Here is a 17,362-nt window from a genome sequence, read left to right as displayed (position 1 = left end):
ACAATGCGTGATGACTGTCTGTAGTCATCCCGGGTGTAGTCGGGGTCGCCGTAGATAGTATCAGTGTGTATGTGAAGCTGTCGATCGCAAGCGGCGTATTCCCGGATTGGCGTGGCGTGAGCTTTTGGTGGCGGGCTTGCGCTTGCCAGCCATAGTCCCAGATGAGTGAGGCTATCCCGAATCACCGACGGGTCCTTGATGACACTGATGATCCGCATCGTCCCCTGACATTCCAGCTCAGATGCAGTTCGTTGGCTACGTCCTGCAGGCTGGAGGCCCGGCAGCGTCATCCCAAGCTAACCTTCGACAATTTATTACCTGATTTTTACCCACTCACTTGGGAGAAGACCCAAGAAACTTTATAGTAGAGTGATTGGCACTCATTCCAATGGAGGGAGTCGGAACAGATGGCGGGCATTCTCGGTGGTCAGGCGACCTAGCTCGGTCAGCGGCATATACAGAAGCCTGGCGACCTCTTGGGCGGTGTGGAGGAGATGGGCCGGCTCGTTGCGCTGGCCTCGGAACGTTTGGGGAGGGAGATAGGGGCAATCGGTCTCCAAGAGGAGGCGATCCGTCTTAGCCTTCCGTACGACCTCGCGGAGGGCCTCGTTCTTGGGATAGGTCACCGGACCGGCGATTGAGACGTAGTAGCCTCTCCGCCAGGCCTCTTCAGCCATGGCGAGATCCCCGGAGAAGCAGTGCAAAACCACGCGCTCGGCCCCTTCCGTCTCCAGCATCTGCATCGTCTCGCGATGGGCGTCACGATCGTGGACGATGAGCGGCAGGTCCAGCTCTCTGGCTAGGCGGATCTGACAGCGAAACGCCTCAGCCTGAACATCGCGAGGCGAGCGATCGCGATAGAAGTCGAGGCCGGCCTCACCGATGGCCACCACCTTGGGCTGCTTGGCGAGGGATCGAAGGGTCTCTTCAGCCGCATCATCGTACTGTTTGGCATCATGGGGATGAATGCCGACGCTGGCGTAGACCTGTGGGTAGCGTTCCGCAGCCTCTACCGCCAGACGGCTTGCCTCAAGGTGATACCCGACCGCGAGCATCAGGCCGATCCCGGCAGCCTCGGCCCGCGTGAGCGCCGCGGCCCTGTCGGACTCGAACTCCCGCATCTGGATGTGGCTATGCGTATCGATAAACACTCAGCGGACCTTGGAACCCGAGGCGATCGGCGCCTCCGGTGTGAGCAGTACGATTCGGCCTGCCTCGTCTTCGGCGGCGAGCACCATTCCATGAGACATGATCCCCATCAGCTTGGTCGGCTTCAGGTTGGCCACCATGATGACTCGCTTCCCTGCCCAGCTTTCCGGCGGATAGTGCTCCTTCAGACCGGCCACAACGGTCCGCTCTTCATTCTGAAGCTTCACCCGCAGTTTGACCAGCCTCTTCGATCCCGGGATCGCCGCCGCCTCGATCACTTCCGCAACGCGCAGGTCGACGCGCCGGAACTCCTCGATAGCGATCTGTTCGGCTACGGACTCGGGGACAGCAGTCGATTCCGTTTTTTCTGGTGCCGGCTTTGCGCCTGTCCCCGCGGGTTTTAAGCGGGGAGCGGTCGCCTCGATACGGGGGAAGAGGGGCTGCACCTCTTGAACTTGCCACTGCCGTGACGCGAGATGCCACGGTGATGAGAGCGCCTCCTCGACGCGAATCGATCCGATTGGCTCCGAGATGCCCAACCCCTGAAGCATCCGCTCTGCGGTCTGGGGAAGAAACGGCCACAGGAGAATGGCGATCGCGCGGAGGGTTTCTGCTGCGTTGAAAAGGACCGCTTTCGTCTGAGCATCCCCTGGGTCCCGCTTCCACGGTTCGTTGGTCACCAGGTATTTGTTCGTAGCCGAGATCAGATTCCAGATAGCCGCCAGCGCCTCGCTGAATGCGAAGCGTTCCGTAGCCGCTGTCACGTCCACCATAGCGGTCCGCGTGGCATCAGCCAGCGCCCCGCCCCCAGGCGATTCGGAGATTTTCCCATCGTAGTATCGCTGGATCAGCTTCAGCACACGGCTATAGAGATTCCCCAGGTCATTGGCCAAGTCCGCGTTCAGTCGGGCCACGAGCGCCTCCTCACTGAAGCCGGCATCCAGGCCGAACGTCATCTCCCGCAGCACGAAGTAGCGAAAGGCGTCGACGCCGTACTTGTCAGCCAGATCGAGCGGACGGACGACCGAGCCGCGACTCTTGGACATCTTGGCCTCTTCGATCTTCCAGTAGCCGTGGACGTTCAGGTGCCGATACGGCGTCAGTCCGGCCGCCTTCAGCATAATCGGCCAGTAGATCGCATGCGGCTTCAGGATATCCTTGGCGATCAGATGCTGGACACTGGGCCAGAAACGCCGGAATGTCTCGCCCTCAGGCCAGTCCAACGCCGAGATATAGTTGATGAGGGCATCGAACCAGACATAGGTGACGTATTTGTCGTCGAAGGGAAGCGGGATCCCCCACTCAAGGCGGGTTCGAGGCCGGGAGATGCAGAGATCCTCCAGCGGGTCTTTCAGAAAGGACAGGACCTCGTTCCTGAAGCGCTCCGGCCGGATGAAGTCGGGATTGTGGCGAATGTGCTCGATCAGCCAATCCTGATACTTCCCCATCCGAAAGAAGTAGTTCTGCTCCTTGATAAAGGTCGGGGCCGTCTGGTGATCGGGGCATTTGCCGTCCTGCAACTCCTTCTCAGTGTAGAACCGTTCGCAGCCAAAACAATACTGGCCGCCATACTCTCCGAAATAGATATCCCCGGTATCGTAGATCTGTTGCAGAAACCGCTGTACGGCGCGCTTGTGAGGTTCGCTGGTCGTGCGAATGAACTGGTTCGGCGCAAGCCCCAGCCGCTTCCACGTCTCCTGAAAGATGCCGCTGATCCGGTCGGCATAGGCCTGTGGAGTCTCGCCGCCCTGTGCGGCCGCCTGGGCGATCTTGTCGCCGTGCTCGTCGGTACCGGTGAGGAAATAGACCCGCTCAGGCCCCAGCCGAAGCTTCTGGAAGCGGGCCATCGTGTCGGCCAGGATCGTGGTGTAGGCGTGTCCCAGATGCGGGGTGGCGTTGACGTAATAGATCGGGGTGGTAAGGTAAAAGCTCTCGTCACTCATGAGTGATCGCGGTTCGGCGCAACGTCAACTCCGCAGCCGCCACTGCTGCAGCCTCCGCCGCCGCAACTATTCCGGGGTGAGTTCTCGTCCAGGGGGGGACCGATGTGAATCAGGTCAGCCGCCTTCACAGTGATCTGCGCGCCGTCTTCCAGTTCGACGACCACCGATTCAGTCAGGATGTTCCTCGCCTTTACAATCCCCACTCCCTCAGGCGCCTCAACGGGGGAACCAACCTTGGGCAGGCGCCGCTTCAGCTCCTCGTACATGGAGTGTTCGTAGCGAAGGCAGCACTTCAGCCGCCCGCACATCCCCGCCAGCTTACTTGGATTCAGGGGGAGGCCCTGGTCCTTGGCCATCCGGACTGAGATCGGCTCGTACTCCTTCAGAAAGGTTTTGCAGCAGAGCTGTCGGCCGCACGGGCCAACGCAGCCCAACTTGCTGGCGACATCCCGGGCCCGGATCTGTCGCATCTCGATACGGGTGTGGAGCTGCTGGGCCAATTCCTTCACCAACTCGCGGAAATCGATCCGCTCATCAGCGTAAAAGTAGAAGGTCACTCTGCTCCGGTCGAAGCTCGCCTTGACATCAACCAGCTTCATCGGCAGTTCCCGTTCTGTGATCTTCCGCAAGCAAGAGGCTTTCCCCTCGACTTCCAGGCGCCTGATCCGTTCCTCATTGGCGCGATCCCGCGTCGTTGCCACACGGAGGACGGCTGGGAGCGGTTCCGCGGCTTTTTGACTGGGATACATCGGGAAGGTGGCGAGCACCCGGGCCAGCCCCTGTCCCCACTTGGTTTCGACCACCACCTGATCGCCCGGCTTTAATTTCACGCCTCGCGGATCGTAGTGTTGCTCCTGGTACTCGGTCTCTCCCAAGCTAATGCGTACTGTTTTCATGCGGACACCGACAACAGGCCAGACGGGAGCAGTTCGCGCAGCCGGAGCAACAGATCCTCCATCGACAGGCGCGGGTTCGCGTTACGAACGAGGTTCTCCATCACGGCGTGGACCGCGCGAAGGCCGTCCAGGATGGCGTCCAGGGGTACGCCCTCCGCCTGGCGGGTGACCGCCTCGTGGCGATCATCGTTCACAAGCCAATTCCGCCGTCCGGATGCCTTCGCAACCATGAGATCGCGCAGCCAGGCCGAAAGGATTTCCAGCTGTTGCTGAAGCTTCTCCCGATCCTTCGCCAGCTTCTCGGCCAATTCAACGAGGGCGGCGGGTCCACCCTGAAGCCCTCGCCCAAGCCCTTCGAGCAGCAGATCCCTCGTCGTCGGCAGGGACGACATCTCGGGGCTCAGCGCCCGCTCGATACTGCCCTGGCTCAACGAGGCGATCAGTCGGGCCCGAGACGGCTCCATCCCCTTCTCTGTCAGGAGAGCCTCGATCTGTCCGTGCGGGAGCGGGGAGAAGGTAACTGTCTGACATCGAGAGGCGATCGTGGGAAGCAGGGCGGACACCGTACTGGTCAGGAGGATGAACACAGTTCTCCTAGGTGGCTCTTCCAGGGTCTTGAGGAGAGCATTGGCTGCCTGCTCCGTCATTCTCTCCGACCGATTGAGAATAAATACTTTCCATTGAGCCTCGTATGGGACCAGAGCCGCATCGGCCTCAAGGGTCCGGATCTGCTCAATCTTCACTGTCGCACCGTCCGGCTCGATTACCTGTACGTCCGGATGCTGTCCATTGGCGATGTTGCGACAAGCGCGGCACTCCCCACATCCATCCATAGGTGTCGGGTGTCGGGTGTCGGGTGTCGGGTAACCACTCGAAACTCCAAACTCGACACTTGCAACTTGTTCGCAGTTGAGCGCCTGGGCAAAGGCGAGCGCGGCGGCTTGCTTGCCCACCCCTACCGGCCCGCTGAAGAGATAGGCGTGGGCGATCCGCCCGGTCGTGAGCGCCCGGTGAAGGAACCGAATGGCTCGCGCCTGTCCGATCAGATCACGAAACGGCATAACCGCATCGATCTTGAAGACGGATGATCTGATTCCACACGATCGTCTCGATCTCGGTCACACCCAAGCCGGCATCGATCATGGCGATGCGATCCGGGTCTTCGCGTACCAGGGCAAGGTACCCTTCTCTGATCCGCTGGTGAAAGGCAAGCGGCTCGGCCTCGATCCTGTCCCAGCACGACAGTCCTGTGCTGAGCCCTGTTGACGCATCGACGCCGGCACCTCTTCCGCACCGCATCAGTCCGATCTTCGGGTCGAGATCCAGCAGGACGGTCAGGTCCGGGACAAGCCCATCGGTACTGAACCGGCTCAACTGCCGTATCAGATCAAGGTCGATGCCTCTTCCAAATCCCTGGTACGCCAGCGTGGAATCGGTAAAACGGTCGCAAAGTACCACTGCCCCGCGCGCGAGGGCAGGAGCGATCACCTCCCGGACAAGCTGCGCGCGGCTGGCCTCATACAGCAGCAACTCCGTGGCAGCCGCGATGGGCCGCGACTCCGGCCTGTCCCCGCATGTATTAAGCGGGGAATGGAGCAGGAGCGTCCGAATCTCCTTGCCGATGGCGGTCCCGCCTGGATCTCGAGTTTCAATGACCTCTTTGCCGAAGGCCCGAATTCGATTGGCCAACAGCTTGAGTTGGGTCGACTTCCCGGACCCCTCGCCCCCCTCAAAGGTGATAAACAGTCCGTTCATCTTTCACGCCTCGCACCACCTACGGCACTGCAACCGAGGCCACTAGGTTGGCCAGTGTGTCCAGCTCATCTTCCAAGACGGTGCGAGGGTCCAGGATGATCCGATCGTCCTTGATCCGAACCATCACCGGCGGGTCGGTCCGGCGCAGGCGTCCCTCCAAGACCGGTGCGGTCAGATGGGCGGCCTGTACGGCCACCAGTCGCGTCGGGATCGACTCGAGGGGCAGCGCGCCACCACCGACCTCCGAGGTACCTTCGATAACAGAGACCTCAAGATGACCCGAGGCGAGCGTGGCGATACGGTCGCACAGACGCTCGGCTCGCTGCTCGATCTCCTGAAGCGGCATGGCAAGCGCTCGGAGCACCGGAACGTGGGAAAAGGCTTGCCCCTCATCGAGGTAAAGGCGCAACGTCGCCTCCAAGGCAGCCAGCGTGAGCTTGTCGATCCGCACGGCACGCGCCAGCGGATTGCGGCGGAGCTTCTCGACCAGCAGTCGCTTCCCCGCGATCAGGCCTGCCTGAGGTCCTCCCAGCAGTTTGTCTCCGCTGAAGGTCACCAGGTCTGCTCCGGCGCGGATGCTCTCCGAAGGCATCGGCTCCTTGGAAAGCCCGAGCTGTGACAGATCGACGAGGGCACCGCTGCCCACGTCTTCTACTACCGGAAGGCCGGTCTTCTCGCCCAGGCTCGCCAATAAGGCTATAGGAACCTGGCTGGCAAAGCCCTGGATTCGGAAGTTGCTGGTGTGAACCTTCAGCAGCATCGCGCTCGCCGTCCCGATCGCGTCCTCGTAATCTCTCAGATAGGTTCGGTTGGTAGTTCCCACTTCTCGCAGGATGCCGCCAGCGCGGCGCATGATATCGGGAATCCGAAACGAGTCGCCGATCTCCACCAACTCGCCACGCGAGACGATGACCTCCTTCCCCTCGGCCAGCGTATTAATAGCCAGCAGCACCGCCGCCGCATTGTTGTTCACCGCAAGTGCGGCCTCGGCCCCCGTAAGGCGGCATAAGAGCCGCTCCACATGGGCCTGCCTGGACCCCCGGTCCCCCCGTTCAAGGTCGTACTCCAGGTTCGAGTACCCCCGAGCCACTTCGACCATGCGCTCGATACCGACCTCGGCAAGCGGGGCGCGACCGAGGTTCGTATGAATGACCACACCTGTTGCGTTAATGAGACGCCGCAGGGCCGGCCGATTCAGCCGCAGCGCGATCCGCTGCGCCTCGGCAACCAGAGCGGCCCTGGACGGCAGATCGGCCGGCGTCGATTCGGACTGCCCGGTGGTGATCATTCGCCGCCAACGCTCCAACACCTCTCGGATCGCCTCAATGACCGCCCAGCGCGGCAGCGTCTGAACCGTCTCTCGGATCGACGGCTCCTGCAAGATCTCATCGACCGAGGGAAGTTGTCTGAGCAACAGTCTGGCCCGATTATCCACGGAAGCTGTTTTCTCCAATAGCTGATCGCTGAAAGCCGTTAGCTGATAGCTGCTTTCTTGTCACGTTATCACACTTACCCGCCCGATTCAACTCCGCATCCCGCCGTTCCCTCCCCTGCCTCGCGGTAGGCATGGCGCGGATAGAAGAGAGTTACGATATCCGGACGGTCCAGGAGTTGCTCGGTCATCGGGATTACAGCCCTATGATGATCCATACCCACGTCTTGAATCAGAAATTCCTTGCTAACCGCTAAAGAACACAATATAATCTGCATTAACTACGAAAATAGCTAATGGAGATAGGCTGATCAATCTCCTCATTAGTTAGGCGGACGCACCGGTCGAACGTAGGCGAAACGACTGAGTGACCTCGAGTCTATAGGGAGATGTAGCTATGTCTCAACCGGCAGGCACGCTCGTCCATCCAGTTAATAAGGATAGAGTCCCCGTATTCCGAGGCTTTTCATGGCCTTGCTTCTTCGCTGGGTGTTTTTGGTATGTAGCGAAGGGGCTGTGGGGAATGGGCATCTTAGCCTTCCTGCTGGCGATCGTTACGTGGGGGCTCTCATGGCTCGCGTTTCCGTTCTTTGCGAACGATCAGTATCGGAAGAGCCTTTTGAAAGACGGCTACGTTCCTGAGGATCAGGTTGGGCGTTCTCCTCTGACGGCGGACGGATCCGTTGCAGACGAAATCCGCAAGCTAGCTGAACTCAGGGCCTCCGGTGTCATAACGGAAGAGGAGTTCTCAACTCGCAAGTCACGGCTACTCGGAGCTTAGCTACCGTTGTTGTGAGCATCCAGAGGCGCACGGTCGCCTCGCGTATCTTTGTGCGCTTTTGGGTTGGCGTATTCGTTCTTTCTGAAGGCTGTTGGGGCTTCTGATCTCCGCAGCCGGTGAGCCTTCAGCTAAGCCGCCTCACAAGCCGCTGCAGCCGTCGAGCGGTGCGGTCGAGGTCGGATTAATGGCGAGAAATGGAAGTGCCGCTCGCGGCTGAGCGGCAGGGCGTTCGGCAGACCCGCCAGGCTCACCCTTGCCCCTTTCCTTGGGTTTCGACCAGTGATACAAACGCCTCACAGGGGTATCTCAACAGGAGGGTACATGGACTCGACCCTTGTCCGAACGCAGGTGGAGGCATTTCGCGTAAAAACGGCCTATGGTGGGAAGGCCGAGGATTGTTTCCCCGCGTGGTATCTGACCCGCAGGTTTCAGATCGCCGAGACGGTAGCCATCGCGCAAACTTCGGACCCCGCACTTGAGTCAGGCCCCAAGGGGCATGACTCTGCGATCGACGCCTTTCATCTGCACCGCGACGAAGGTCGCAATCGCCTTGTGATCATCCAGAGCAAGTACACCATCAAGCATGCCCTGATCGCCGAGGGCTTTCGGGAAGTTGCAAGAAAGGGAGTCCCACTGGTGGCTAGGCTCCTTCGAGGCGAGGAAAGCATCGCCCTTCTGGAGAACAAGGTGGTCGTGAATCTACGTGCAACGCTAAACCGGCTTTCACATGAAGAGCGTAGTGCGCTCGCCATCGACTTTGTCGTTATCCATCTTTCCGGCGAAGATCCGGAGTATATCTATAAGAAGACGGAGCCGGCGCGCGCCATGCTGCTTGAGGCAGCCTTGGAGCACCTCTCCGAGCACACCGTCACAACGTCGTTTCTGGGACCCGCCGCTTTCGCGTTCCATGTCTCGGACGTACAGGCACCGCCCGTCTGGTCAAACTTGACGCTAGAGGCAGTCTCGTGCAGGACGACTCATTCGGGACAGGATGCAGCCTTTTTCTACGGCATAGGGGTCCTTGCGGAATTGGTCAAGTTATACAACGAGAGACGCAGCGAGCTTTTCTCTAAGAACATCCGCTACTTTATCAGCAGAAAGGCAAATGTCGAGACCGGACCATCGGGAAAGATTCGAGAGACACTCAAGCGCCTCGTGACGCAAGGAGAGGATTCGCCTGAGTTGTTCGCATTCTACCACAATGGGGTGACGATCTTTGCCCGCGAGGCGGAAGTCGACAATGGGCTCTGCAGGGTGCGCGACCCGTATGTTTTGAATGGTTGTCAGACGATAAAGACAGCCCATATGTTCGCAACGGACGCATCTGCCAAGGGGAAACTCAACGAGGATCTTTGGAAGCGTGTTCGCATTCCTGTTCGCGTGATTACGACAAAGAGCGAAGAACTCGTGAGGCGGGTCACCGTTGCGAACAACCGCCAAAACTCGATTTCCGCCGCTGCGCTCCGGGCGAACGACTCGGAACAACTCGAACTGGAGCAACGCTTTCGTAGGCACAATATATTCTACCAGCGACAGGAGGGCGCTTTTGAGCAGCTGGAGCGAACGAACCCGGAGCTTCTCGCAGACATCTATGCCCAGACGGCTGGCTCCTATGTTTCGATCGTCGATCTCGCTCGATCCATCGCTGCGGTAGCAGGAGAGATCCACGCAGCCCATCATCCGAATGACATCTTCGAAAGTGATAGGTTGTACGCGAAGACGTTCGCGCCATCCCGCGTGAGTTCTATAGCGTTTTGTGTCTTTCTTCAGAATCTTCACAATGTCCTCGGTGTGGTGCTCAAAAAGAACCTTGGCCTTGAGCCTAACCCAGGGGCCCCAAAGCCGGGCAGCCTCACTTACTATACAATGGCGCTGCTCACACGCTACCTGGCAAAGGAGGAGAGGCACGGCGACATCATAACTTTCGGAACAACCCTCTGGGGAGGCAAGAAACTCTTTCGAGAGCAGGTCTGTTCTTGGTTGGATAATTACCACTCTAAAGTCAAGCGTGAATTAAAGGACCGTTTCATGTCCCTAGAAAGTAAATCGAATGAGAACATGGCCTCGGCATATCAAAGTTGTCTGGCTGCGCTAAAACTGTCGCAGGTGGATCCATTTAAGGCATTCGAGAACCTTGATAATGAAATCGAGTGGGCCGCACCCGAGGAATAGGAGTGGGGCGTGCCAAAGTCGCGATGGAGCTGGTAGTGGGCCGCCATGGGCGTGGGCGGTTACGTGAAACTCCGCGGTAGACGGCCCGCCGTAGCTCATCGTGGAACCGTTGATATGACTTCCGGCGTCAAGGGGCTCTGCGGCTTGGTCGAGCTACATGGGCATTACCTCCAGTGGGGAAAGGACCTGCGAAGACAGAGCCAACACTCACCAGGTTGATCCTACTAATACGCGTTATCAACCAGCAGTCATTATGTCTAGGCCCGCCAAGTGGCGTACGCTCGATACTGGCATTAACCCAAATCCGATGGTATCCTTACTCATGGAGGTACCCATGACAACCATCACCATCACCCTCTCTGATGACCGCCTGCGCCAGCTCGAGGCAATCGCGGCCCGCTTTCAGATTGCGCCGGAAGAGTTGGCTCGTGTCGGCATCGAAGAACTGCTCAACCGCCCGGACGAAGCGTTTCAGCGCGCGATCGATACGGTCCTCAAAAAGAACGCTGAACTCTACCGGCGGCTCGCTTGATTCGGTATCTCACGCTTTCCGAACTGCTGGAGTTACATCGGCAGGTGATGGCTGCATCGGGCGGCGCAGTCGTCATTCACAGCTTAGAAGGGCTTGAGTCGGCGCTGGCGCAACCGCGCATAACTTTCAGTGGCCAGGAGGTATATCCCACGATTGCAGAGAAAGCTTCGGCCCTGGCTTTCTCGCTGGTGAAGGATCATCCCTTCCGCGATAGCAATAAGCGCACGGGGCACGCCGCCATGGAAGTATTCCTGCTGCTGAACGGTTATGAACTCCATGCTTCGATAGATGAGCAGGAGGCGATTATGCTGCGGCTCGCGTCAGGTACATTGGAGCGCGACGCTTTCACCGAGTGGGTAAGTTCGCATATCCTTCGCAAGCCATCATAGCGGCGGGCTTAGCGTTCCGCCGATAGCTCATAGCGGTGTTATGCGACCAACTACTCCGTGATCGCATACGGAAAGCGAAGGGCCGGGCTGCCATCTATTCGCCCGGCCCTTCGCACACGCTTACAACAACAGGTTATTCAGATTTGCGCATCTCACGCCGTCGCCGATCGCTTGGCCACGAAGCAGGGCTTGCAGAAGACCGGTTTATCGAGTATCGGTTTGAAAGGAACGGAGGTCTGCTGGCCACAGGCTGAGCAGACGACCTCGTACTCCTGGCGGGGGCCGCCATGGCCGCCTGTCCCTTTGCGTACCGCCTTACAGCCCTTACACCGTTTCGGCTCATTCATGAATCCCTTCTGCTCGTAAAACTCCTGCTCCCCCGCAGTAAACACAAACTGTTGCCCGCAATCGACACACGTCAGTGACCTATCCTGGAATGCCATTGGCTGCCTCCTGCCAAACCGAAGCCCGTTTTTGCGCTACTCCCGTACCTCAACGCTCCACTCGTACCGTTCCCGCCTAGCCTCTACCTTCGCCTCGTCATAGGCCCTCCCCCTGGGTTAAGATCCAACGTCAGATGCCGTGCCGCGGAAACACTAACTGCCTGAGAAGTCCTACCGTTTCTCGGGCCTCCTCCCAGGCACGCGCCTTGGCCTTCCCCTCAATGATTGCAGGGGCATCTATAAATGTAAGGTCGCTGAACCCGAGCCCCCCATGCCTGGCCAGAAAGGATTCCGGGAGCAAGGCCGGTGGCTCACGATCATTCATGATGGCCCAGGCGGCGGTCCAGGCGCGAGCGACGTTCCTCAGGTCATATCCGCCTCCGCCGAGTGCTACCCACCGGTCACACACACCCTTCAGGCGCCGGACTGTCTGGACGAATGCCCCAAGACTGATCCCGACGTGGGAGAGGGGATCGGTCCGGTGTGCGTCGATTCCAAGCTGGGTAACCAGGATATCGGGTTGGAAGGCGTCTATAAGAGGCGGGATCACCTCATTGAAACACCAAAGAAAGATCTCGTCGTCCGCCGAGGACGGAAGGGGGATGTTGACTGAGTACCCCTCCCCCTTCCCTTCACCAAGTTCCTCCACGAACCCGGTACCAGGAAACAGAGTGTGGCCGCTCTCATGAATTGAAAGTGTCAACACTTGATCCGTGTCGTAGAATGCCCACTGGACACCATCGCCGTGGTGCGCGTCGATGTCCACGTAGGCTACTCGATGCCCACGCCGACAGAGGTCAGCGATAATCAGCGCAGCATCGTTGATGTAACAAAACCCGGAGGCGCTTCCCGGTCCGGCGTGGTGGAGACCCCCGGAGATGTTCAACGCCGTTCTCACCTCACCCGATTCCACGAGGCGCATGGCGAGCAGCGAGGCGCCGGCCACCAGCGCAGACCACCGGTAGATTCCCGGCAGGATTGGGTTGTCGGAGGTGCCAAGACCGTACCGGAATGCTTCCAACGGAGGGTGACCGGCATCGGCCGCCTTGAGAACATTCAGGTAGTCGGGCTTCAGAAAGACCAGGAGTTCCTCGTCGGTGGCGGGTTCAGGTTCGACATAGCGGGCAGAGGGAATGGGTAGTAACTCGCAGGCGCTGATCAAATCATAGGTCAACTCAAGTCGCTCATTGCGAAGGGGGTGCCCCGGTCCATAGTCGAACTCCAGGAACCGTGGGGTGTAAATGAACGCTGTCCTCAGTCCTGAAGGCATCCTGAACGCCAAGAGCGGTATGTCTGGGCCCTTAATCCTTTGCGGGGGCCTCTCAGCCCTCGACTCCGTTCTCGCCAGGCCGACGATACACCCCGCTCTTCCCCCCCGTTTTGGCGATCAGACGGATTGAGCCGATCACCATCTCCTTGTCCACCGCCTTGCACATGTCATAGATGGTCAGGGCTGCCATCGCCACAGCGGTGAGGGCCTCCATTTCTGCTCCGGTTCGGCCCGTGACCTTGATCCGGGATTCGATGTCGAGGCGCCCGGCTTCCTCGACCGGCGTGAACTCGACTTCGGCGCTGGAGAGCAGGAGAGAATGACAGAGTGGAATGAGGTCGGGCACCCTTTTTGCCGCCATGACCCCGGCAAGCCTGGCAGCGGCCAGGACATCGCCCTTCGGGACTCTTCCTTTCTGGATCATACGAAGGGTCTCGGGCTGCATCGTAACTGTACCGCCGGCTACGGCCTCCCGCCTGGTTTCATCCTTCTCACTGATATCGACCATGCGGGCCTGGCCGTGTCGGTCGATGTGAGTCAGCCGCTTCATTTTTGGGACGTAGCCGGCGTATGGTTGCGCCGATATTGATGCATAATCACATGCATCTGGTCTTTGATCGTCAGCTTCAGCTTCTGTAGTTCCTTCCGCTTTCGCTCCTGCTCGCTCGTCAGGTAATAGATTCGGTCAAACTCGCTGATCTTCTGATCAAATTCTCGGTGCTTCTCGGCCAGCCGCTGGAACTCCGGATGCTCCTCCCTGAGACGAGCAAAGAGTTGCGCCTCCGTCTCTTCCATCTTTTACCTCCTCTCGGGTGGATTTTGACCGCGATGACAACCTCTCGTAACTGAATGGAGCTCAACGCCAAAAGGCTCGCGATGACGAGCGCCTCTCAGCATTGGGAGGCTAAACTGCTCATGCGTAAAGGCAGGCATATGTTGTGAGGGACATCCCATTTTGATTTTACCCTACCCAATTATGAGAAAAAAGTCAAGGGCAAAAACCATCAGGCGCAGCGGATGATATGGGGAGCGGTTGCTTTGAATGCGGCAACAACCTCGACCCCGTCCTGCAGGCCGAGTTGCTCCCACGACTGCCGGGTGATTGTCGCCACGATCAGGACACCGCAGTCGATCGTTACCCGAAAGGTGGAGCCAGCCGGCAGGTGGCGGATCACCCGCCCGTAGAACTGATTCCGCGCGCTGGAGGTAGTCAGGGTTACCCCGCGAGGGAAGAGCGTGATCTCCTCCGGCCTGAGGCAGACCAGCACGCGCTCCCCCGGCGTCAACGGCGCTGCCACTTCCAGCGCCCACCCCGGGACCTCGACGGTAGCGAGTCCCTGGCTGATGGACTGTACATGGCCGCGGAGGATCGTTTCAATACCGACGAAACGGGCCACCTCCTCGTTGATAGGCTCGGTAAAGACCCGCTCAGGCATGTCCACCTGCAATACCCGCCCACCAATCATGACAGCGACCTGATTGCCAAGCGCCAACGCCTCGTTCCGATCGTGCGTCACAAAGATCGTCGTGATCCGTCTCTTGTCGAGAATCGCCTTGAGGTCAACCAGTAGCCCCTCGCGAGTCAGCGGATCCAGGGCGGCGAACGGCTCATCAAGCAGGAAGACCTCCGGATCGAGGACCAGGGCCCGCGCCAGGCTCACCCTTTGAGCCTCGCCGCCCGAAAGGGTTCGGGTCCGCCGTCTGGCCAGATGCCCGATGCCAAGGGTGCCCATGCTTTCCTGAACGCGCCTGCTGACCTCGGCCGAATCGACGCGTCGGAGCCTGAGCCCGAGGGCCACATTTGCCTCCACGGTTCCATCAGTCAGCAATGGCTCCTGAAAGACACTGGCCATGCGGCGACGGACCATTAGCAGATTGCTATACGGCTGGACCGACTGACCCCTGAAGAGGACGCGTCCTTCAGTAGGACGCTCCAAAAATCCGAGGAGTCGAAGCAGTGTCGATTTGCCGGCCCCGTTTGGGCCGATGACGGCCAGGATCTGCCCCTCCTGGACCTCAAATGACGGCGCGTCCAGGACCGGTATGCCGTCGTATGTCACTGTGACCCTGTCGAGGCAGAGTATCGGCCCGCTCACGGTGTCCGTCCCCGTTGCTGAATCCAGGTAAGGGTCACGTTCACGCCGAAGGTCAGGAGCAACAGCAGGAGAGAGAGCGCAATCGCCATGTCGAAATTCCCCCTACTGGTTTCCAGGACAGTGGCGGTGGTGAGTACCCGCGTCTGCCGGTAGATGTTGCCGCCCACCATCATGGAGGCGCCGATCTCGGAGATGACCGCACCGAAGCCGGCCATCAGCGCAGCCAGGAGCGGCAGGCGCGCCTCTTTGAGGAGGAGGTACACGACCTGAAGCCTCGACGCACCAAGCCCCACGAGTTGCAGGCACAGTCGCGGGTTCAACTGCTGAACGGCGGCCACCGTAAGGCCCGTGACAACCGGGCCGGCGATCACGAGTTGGGCGAGGACAATGGCAGTCGGCGTGTAAAGCAACTCCAGAAAGCCAAGCGGCCCACTCCGCCAGAGGAAGATGCTCACGAATAAACCAACCACGACCGGCGGCAAGCCCATCCCGGTATTAACCAGGCTGATGGCAATGCTCCGCCCAGGAAAGCGGCTTAGAGCCAAGACGGTGCCAAGGGGGATGCCGATCAGCAGGCTAAGCAGGGTCGCGGTCCCCGAGACCTGCAGCGAAAGCAGCATAATCCGCAGCACCTCCGGGTCGCCGTGAACAAGCAATAGAATAGCCTGCTTGATGCCTTGCCAGATCAGCTCCATCCTCGCTCCTCCACGCAGCTACGCTCAACCATTACTCATCAGGGGCCAGCAGGTGCAGACGGTCTGCCGGCAACGACAGCCAGACCTCTTTTCCCACGTGCAGCGTCATCAAGTGGTGCAGGCGGCTTCGGACCTGGATTTCCAGATCATACTTCGCGCGATCGCCCCCATCGACGAGGCTCACAAAGAGCAGATAGTCAAGACCACGCCCAAGCTCGTGGACGATCTGGCCCCGCAGGAGGTTGACACGCCGCTCCGCCCTTTCCGGCCACACCAGTCTGACATCCTCCGGTCGGATACAGAATTCCACCTCCCCAGGTACCGTCGGCCCAGGGCCATCGGCCCGCAGATGATGTCCTCGCCAGACGATGTCCAAGGCGCCATCTGGGTCTCGGCAGGCCACACCTCGCAAGATGTTCTTCGCGCCGGTATGCTCGGCTACGCGCCGGGTCCGTGGTTGATGGAGCACCTCTTCCCGAGTTCCCATCTGGAGCACCTTGCCGCCGTCGATGATGGCGATGGTGGAGGCCATAAGATACGCCTCCTGCAGATCGTGGGTCACAAGCAGGATCGTGCCCTTATAGTCGGCCAGCATCTGAAGCAACTCCTGTCGGAGGGTCTCGCGGACGGCCGGATCAAGGGCGGAGAACGGCTCGTCCAGCAACAGGATCTCAGGGTGACCGATCAGGGCGCGTCCCAAGGCCACGCGTTGCCGCTGTCCGCCTGAGAGCTGATGCGGATAATGCTGTGCGAATGACTGGAGCCGCAGGAGATGAAGCATCTCGTCCACCCGAAGGGTCGCTTCATGTGTGGAGACCCCTCGAGCCAGTCCGAACGAGAGATTCCCTGATACCGTCTTATGAGGAAAGAGGGCATACTCCTGGAACACGAGGCCAACCCGCCGCTGATGCGGCGCAAGATCGATGCCGGTCTTCGCATCAAAGACGGTCCGACCGTTGATGCGAATCGTCCCGGAGGTCGGTCTGATCAGGCCGGCGATGGCCAGGAGCGTCAGACTCTTGCCCGAACCGGATGGGCCGTACAGAGCGGCGATTTCATCGCCGATCTGAAGATGCGTCTGGAGGTGGAATCCCGGCAGTCGTCTGTCGAGCGCGAGTTCAAGCATCAGTATTTGACCTTCGTCATCCGACCGACCAACACGAGGATCAGCAGCACGGTGGCCGTCGCCAGGATCGACAGGGCATTCGCCTCCTGCGGCTGATTTGCCTGGACCGCGTCGTAAATCGCGAGGGCAAGCGTCTGGGTCCGCCCCGGGATGCTTCCGGCAATCATCAGCGTCATCCCGAACTCTCCCATGGCCCTGGCAAAAGCCAGGATCGACCCTGCCAAGATGCCCCGCCACGCCAGGGGAAGGGTGATGGTACACAGCACGATCACGGCAGGTCTGAACGTTCGACCCGCATCCTCGATCCGGCGGTCGATTCCTTCGAACGCACCCTGGACGGCCTTAATGAACAGCGGCAACGCGGCGATGGTCGAGGCGAGAACGGCGGCCTTCCAGGTGAAGATAATGCCGATATTCAGCCCTTGCTCCAGAAGACGTCCCAGCAGTCCTTGTCGGCCAATCAACAGCAGCAAATAGTAGCCAGTTACGGTAGGAGGCAGAATCAGCGGGACCACTACGATCGATTCCAGGACTGCCCTGCCTGGAAAACGGCCTCGCGCCAGCATCCACGCAATCGGAGTGCCGATAAGAAGCGTAGCCACTGTTGCCAAGCCGGCGATCTTCAACGATAGAAACAGGGGGGACAGTGGGATTTGAGTCATGGCTGTCCTCGTTTCATGAGA

General features: G+C 59.6%; 18 protein-coding genes and 1 pseudogene. 5 read left to right on the top strand and 14 right to left on the bottom strand.

The window, feature by feature from the left end; all coding sequences use genetic code 11:
- Positions 1–380: 380 nt before the first annotated feature.
- From PHV01_RS06825 to selA, 6 genes are read right to left on the bottom strand one after another with little or no spacing between them, the layout of a single operon-like run.
- A complete protein-coding gene (locus PHV01_RS06825; RefSeq protein WP_337290404.1) occupies positions 381–1,151 on the bottom strand; it encodes a TatD family hydrolase in 771 nt (256 codons plus the stop codon).
- Complete coding sequence (gene metG / locus PHV01_RS06820; RefSeq protein WP_337290403.1) at positions 1,152–3,092, bottom strand: methionine--tRNA ligase; 1,941 nt, start codon at positions 3,090–3,092, stop codon at positions 1,152–1,154. It abuts the gene before it with no gap.
- Positions 3,089–3,988 carry a regulatory iron-sulfur-containing complex subunit RicT gene (gene ricT / locus PHV01_RS06815; RefSeq protein ID WP_337290402.1) on the bottom strand — a complete coding sequence of 300 codons (900 nt, stop codon included), beginning with the start codon at positions 3,986–3,988 and terminating at the stop codon, positions 3,089–3,091. The genes metG and ricT overlap by 4 nt, the downstream gene beginning before the upstream one ends.
- Positions 3,985–5,049, bottom strand: coding sequence for a DNA polymerase III subunit delta' (gene holB, locus PHV01_RS06810; RefSeq protein WP_337290401.1), 1,065 nt, complete (start codon positions 5,047–5,049; stop codon positions 3,985–3,987). Before holB ends, ricT begins: the two co-directional genes overlap by 4 nt.
- The gene (gene tmk / locus PHV01_RS06805; protein WP_337290400.1) at positions 5,036–5,743 is read right to left on the bottom strand and encodes a dTMP kinase; all 708 of its coding nucleotides are present in this window, start codon (positions 5,741–5,743) and stop codon (positions 5,036–5,038) included. The genes holB and tmk overlap by 14 nt, the downstream gene beginning before the upstream one ends.
- Before the next feature lie 19 nt (positions 5,744–5,762).
- On the bottom strand, positions 5,763–7,178 hold the full coding sequence (selA, locus tag PHV01_RS06800; RefSeq protein ID WP_337290399.1) for an L-seryl-tRNA(Sec) selenium transferase: 1,416 nt from the start codon (positions 7,176–7,178) through the stop codon (positions 5,763–5,765).
- 140 nt (positions 7,179–7,318) lie between these two features.
- Here selA and PHV01_RS06795 point away from each other — a divergent pair.
- From PHV01_RS06795 to PHV01_RS06775, 5 genes and pseudogenes are all read left to right on the top strand, one after another.
- A pseudogene (locus PHV01_RS06795) lies at positions 7,319–7,432 on the top strand (integrase); the annotation flags it as partial.
- Positions 7,433–7,698: 266 nt separating this feature from the next.
- Positions 7,699–7,956, top strand: coding sequence for an SHOCT domain-containing protein (locus PHV01_RS06790; RefSeq protein ID WP_337290398.1), 258 nt, complete (start codon positions 7,699–7,701; stop codon positions 7,954–7,956).
- A gap of 321 nt (positions 7,957–8,277) precedes the next feature.
- A complete protein-coding gene (locus tag PHV01_RS06785) occupies positions 8,278–10,128 on the top strand; it encodes an AIPR family protein (protein ID WP_337290397.1) in 1,851 nt (616 codons plus the stop codon).
- A 334-nt stretch (positions 10,129–10,462) separates the two neighbouring features.
- Positions 10,463–10,660 (top strand): DNA-binding protein, encoded by a 198-nt coding sequence (locus PHV01_RS06780; protein WP_337290396.1) that lies wholly within the window; start codon positions 10,463–10,465, stop codon positions 10,658–10,660.
- Positions 10,657–11,049, top strand: a complete 393-nt coding sequence (locus tag PHV01_RS06775; RefSeq protein WP_337290395.1) for a type II toxin-antitoxin system death-on-curing family toxin — start codon at positions 10,657–10,659, stop codon at positions 11,047–11,049. The genes PHV01_RS06780 and PHV01_RS06775 overlap by 4 nt, the downstream gene beginning before the upstream one ends.
- Before the next feature lie 152 nt (positions 11,050–11,201).
- Here the strand turns inward: PHV01_RS06775 and PHV01_RS06770 are convergent, their stop codons facing one another.
- The 8 genes from PHV01_RS06770 to modB all read right to left on the bottom strand — a co-directional run bounded on the left by PHV01_RS06770 (position 11,202) and on the right by modB (position 17,341).
- The gene (locus tag PHV01_RS06770) at positions 11,202–11,492 is read right to left on the bottom strand and encodes a zinc-ribbon domain containing protein (RefSeq protein WP_337290394.1); all 291 of its coding nucleotides are present in this window, start codon (positions 11,490–11,492) and stop codon (positions 11,202–11,204) included.
- A gap of 130 nt (positions 11,493–11,622) precedes the next feature.
- Positions 11,623–12,762, bottom strand: a complete 1,140-nt coding sequence (locus PHV01_RS06765) for an acetoin utilization protein AcuC (protein WP_337290393.1) — start codon at positions 12,760–12,762, stop codon at positions 11,623–11,625.
- Positions 12,763–12,814: 52 nt separating this feature from the next.
- Positions 12,815–13,312 (bottom strand): cyclic pyranopterin monophosphate synthase MoaC, encoded by a 498-nt coding sequence (gene moaC / locus PHV01_RS06760; RefSeq protein WP_337290392.1) that lies wholly within the window; start codon positions 13,310–13,312, stop codon positions 12,815–12,817.
- Complete coding sequence (locus PHV01_RS06755; RefSeq protein ID WP_337290391.1) at positions 13,309–13,557, bottom strand: DUF465 domain-containing protein; 249 nt, start codon at positions 13,555–13,557, stop codon at positions 13,309–13,311. Before PHV01_RS06755 ends, moaC begins: the two co-directional genes overlap by 4 nt.
- Positions 13,558–13,766: 209 nt before the next feature.
- The gene (locus PHV01_RS06750; protein WP_337290390.1) at positions 13,767–14,858 is read right to left on the bottom strand and encodes an ABC transporter ATP-binding protein; all 1,092 of its coding nucleotides are present in this window, start codon (positions 14,856–14,858) and stop codon (positions 13,767–13,769) included.
- A complete protein-coding gene (locus tag PHV01_RS06745) occupies positions 14,855–15,553 on the bottom strand; it encodes an ABC transporter permease (RefSeq protein WP_337290389.1) in 699 nt (232 codons plus the stop codon). Before PHV01_RS06745 ends, PHV01_RS06750 begins: the two co-directional genes overlap by 4 nt.
- A 31-nt stretch (positions 15,554–15,584) precedes the next feature.
- Complete coding sequence (locus PHV01_RS06740; protein WP_337290388.1) at positions 15,585–16,679, bottom strand: ABC transporter ATP-binding protein; 1,095 nt, start codon at positions 16,677–16,679, stop codon at positions 15,585–15,587.
- Positions 16,679–17,341 (bottom strand): molybdate ABC transporter permease subunit, encoded by a 663-nt coding sequence (gene modB / locus PHV01_RS06735; RefSeq protein WP_337290387.1) that lies wholly within the window; start codon positions 17,339–17,341, stop codon positions 16,679–16,681. Before modB ends, PHV01_RS06740 begins: the two co-directional genes overlap by 1 nt.
- Positions 17,342–17,362 lie beyond the last annotated feature (21 nt).

This window comes from Candidatus Methylomirabilis sp. (assembly GCF_028716865.1).
Taxonomy (GTDB): Bacteria; Methylomirabilota; Methylomirabilia; order Methylomirabilales; family Methylomirabilaceae; genus Methylomirabilis.
This window is presented reverse-complemented; position numbering and strand designations above follow the sequence as displayed.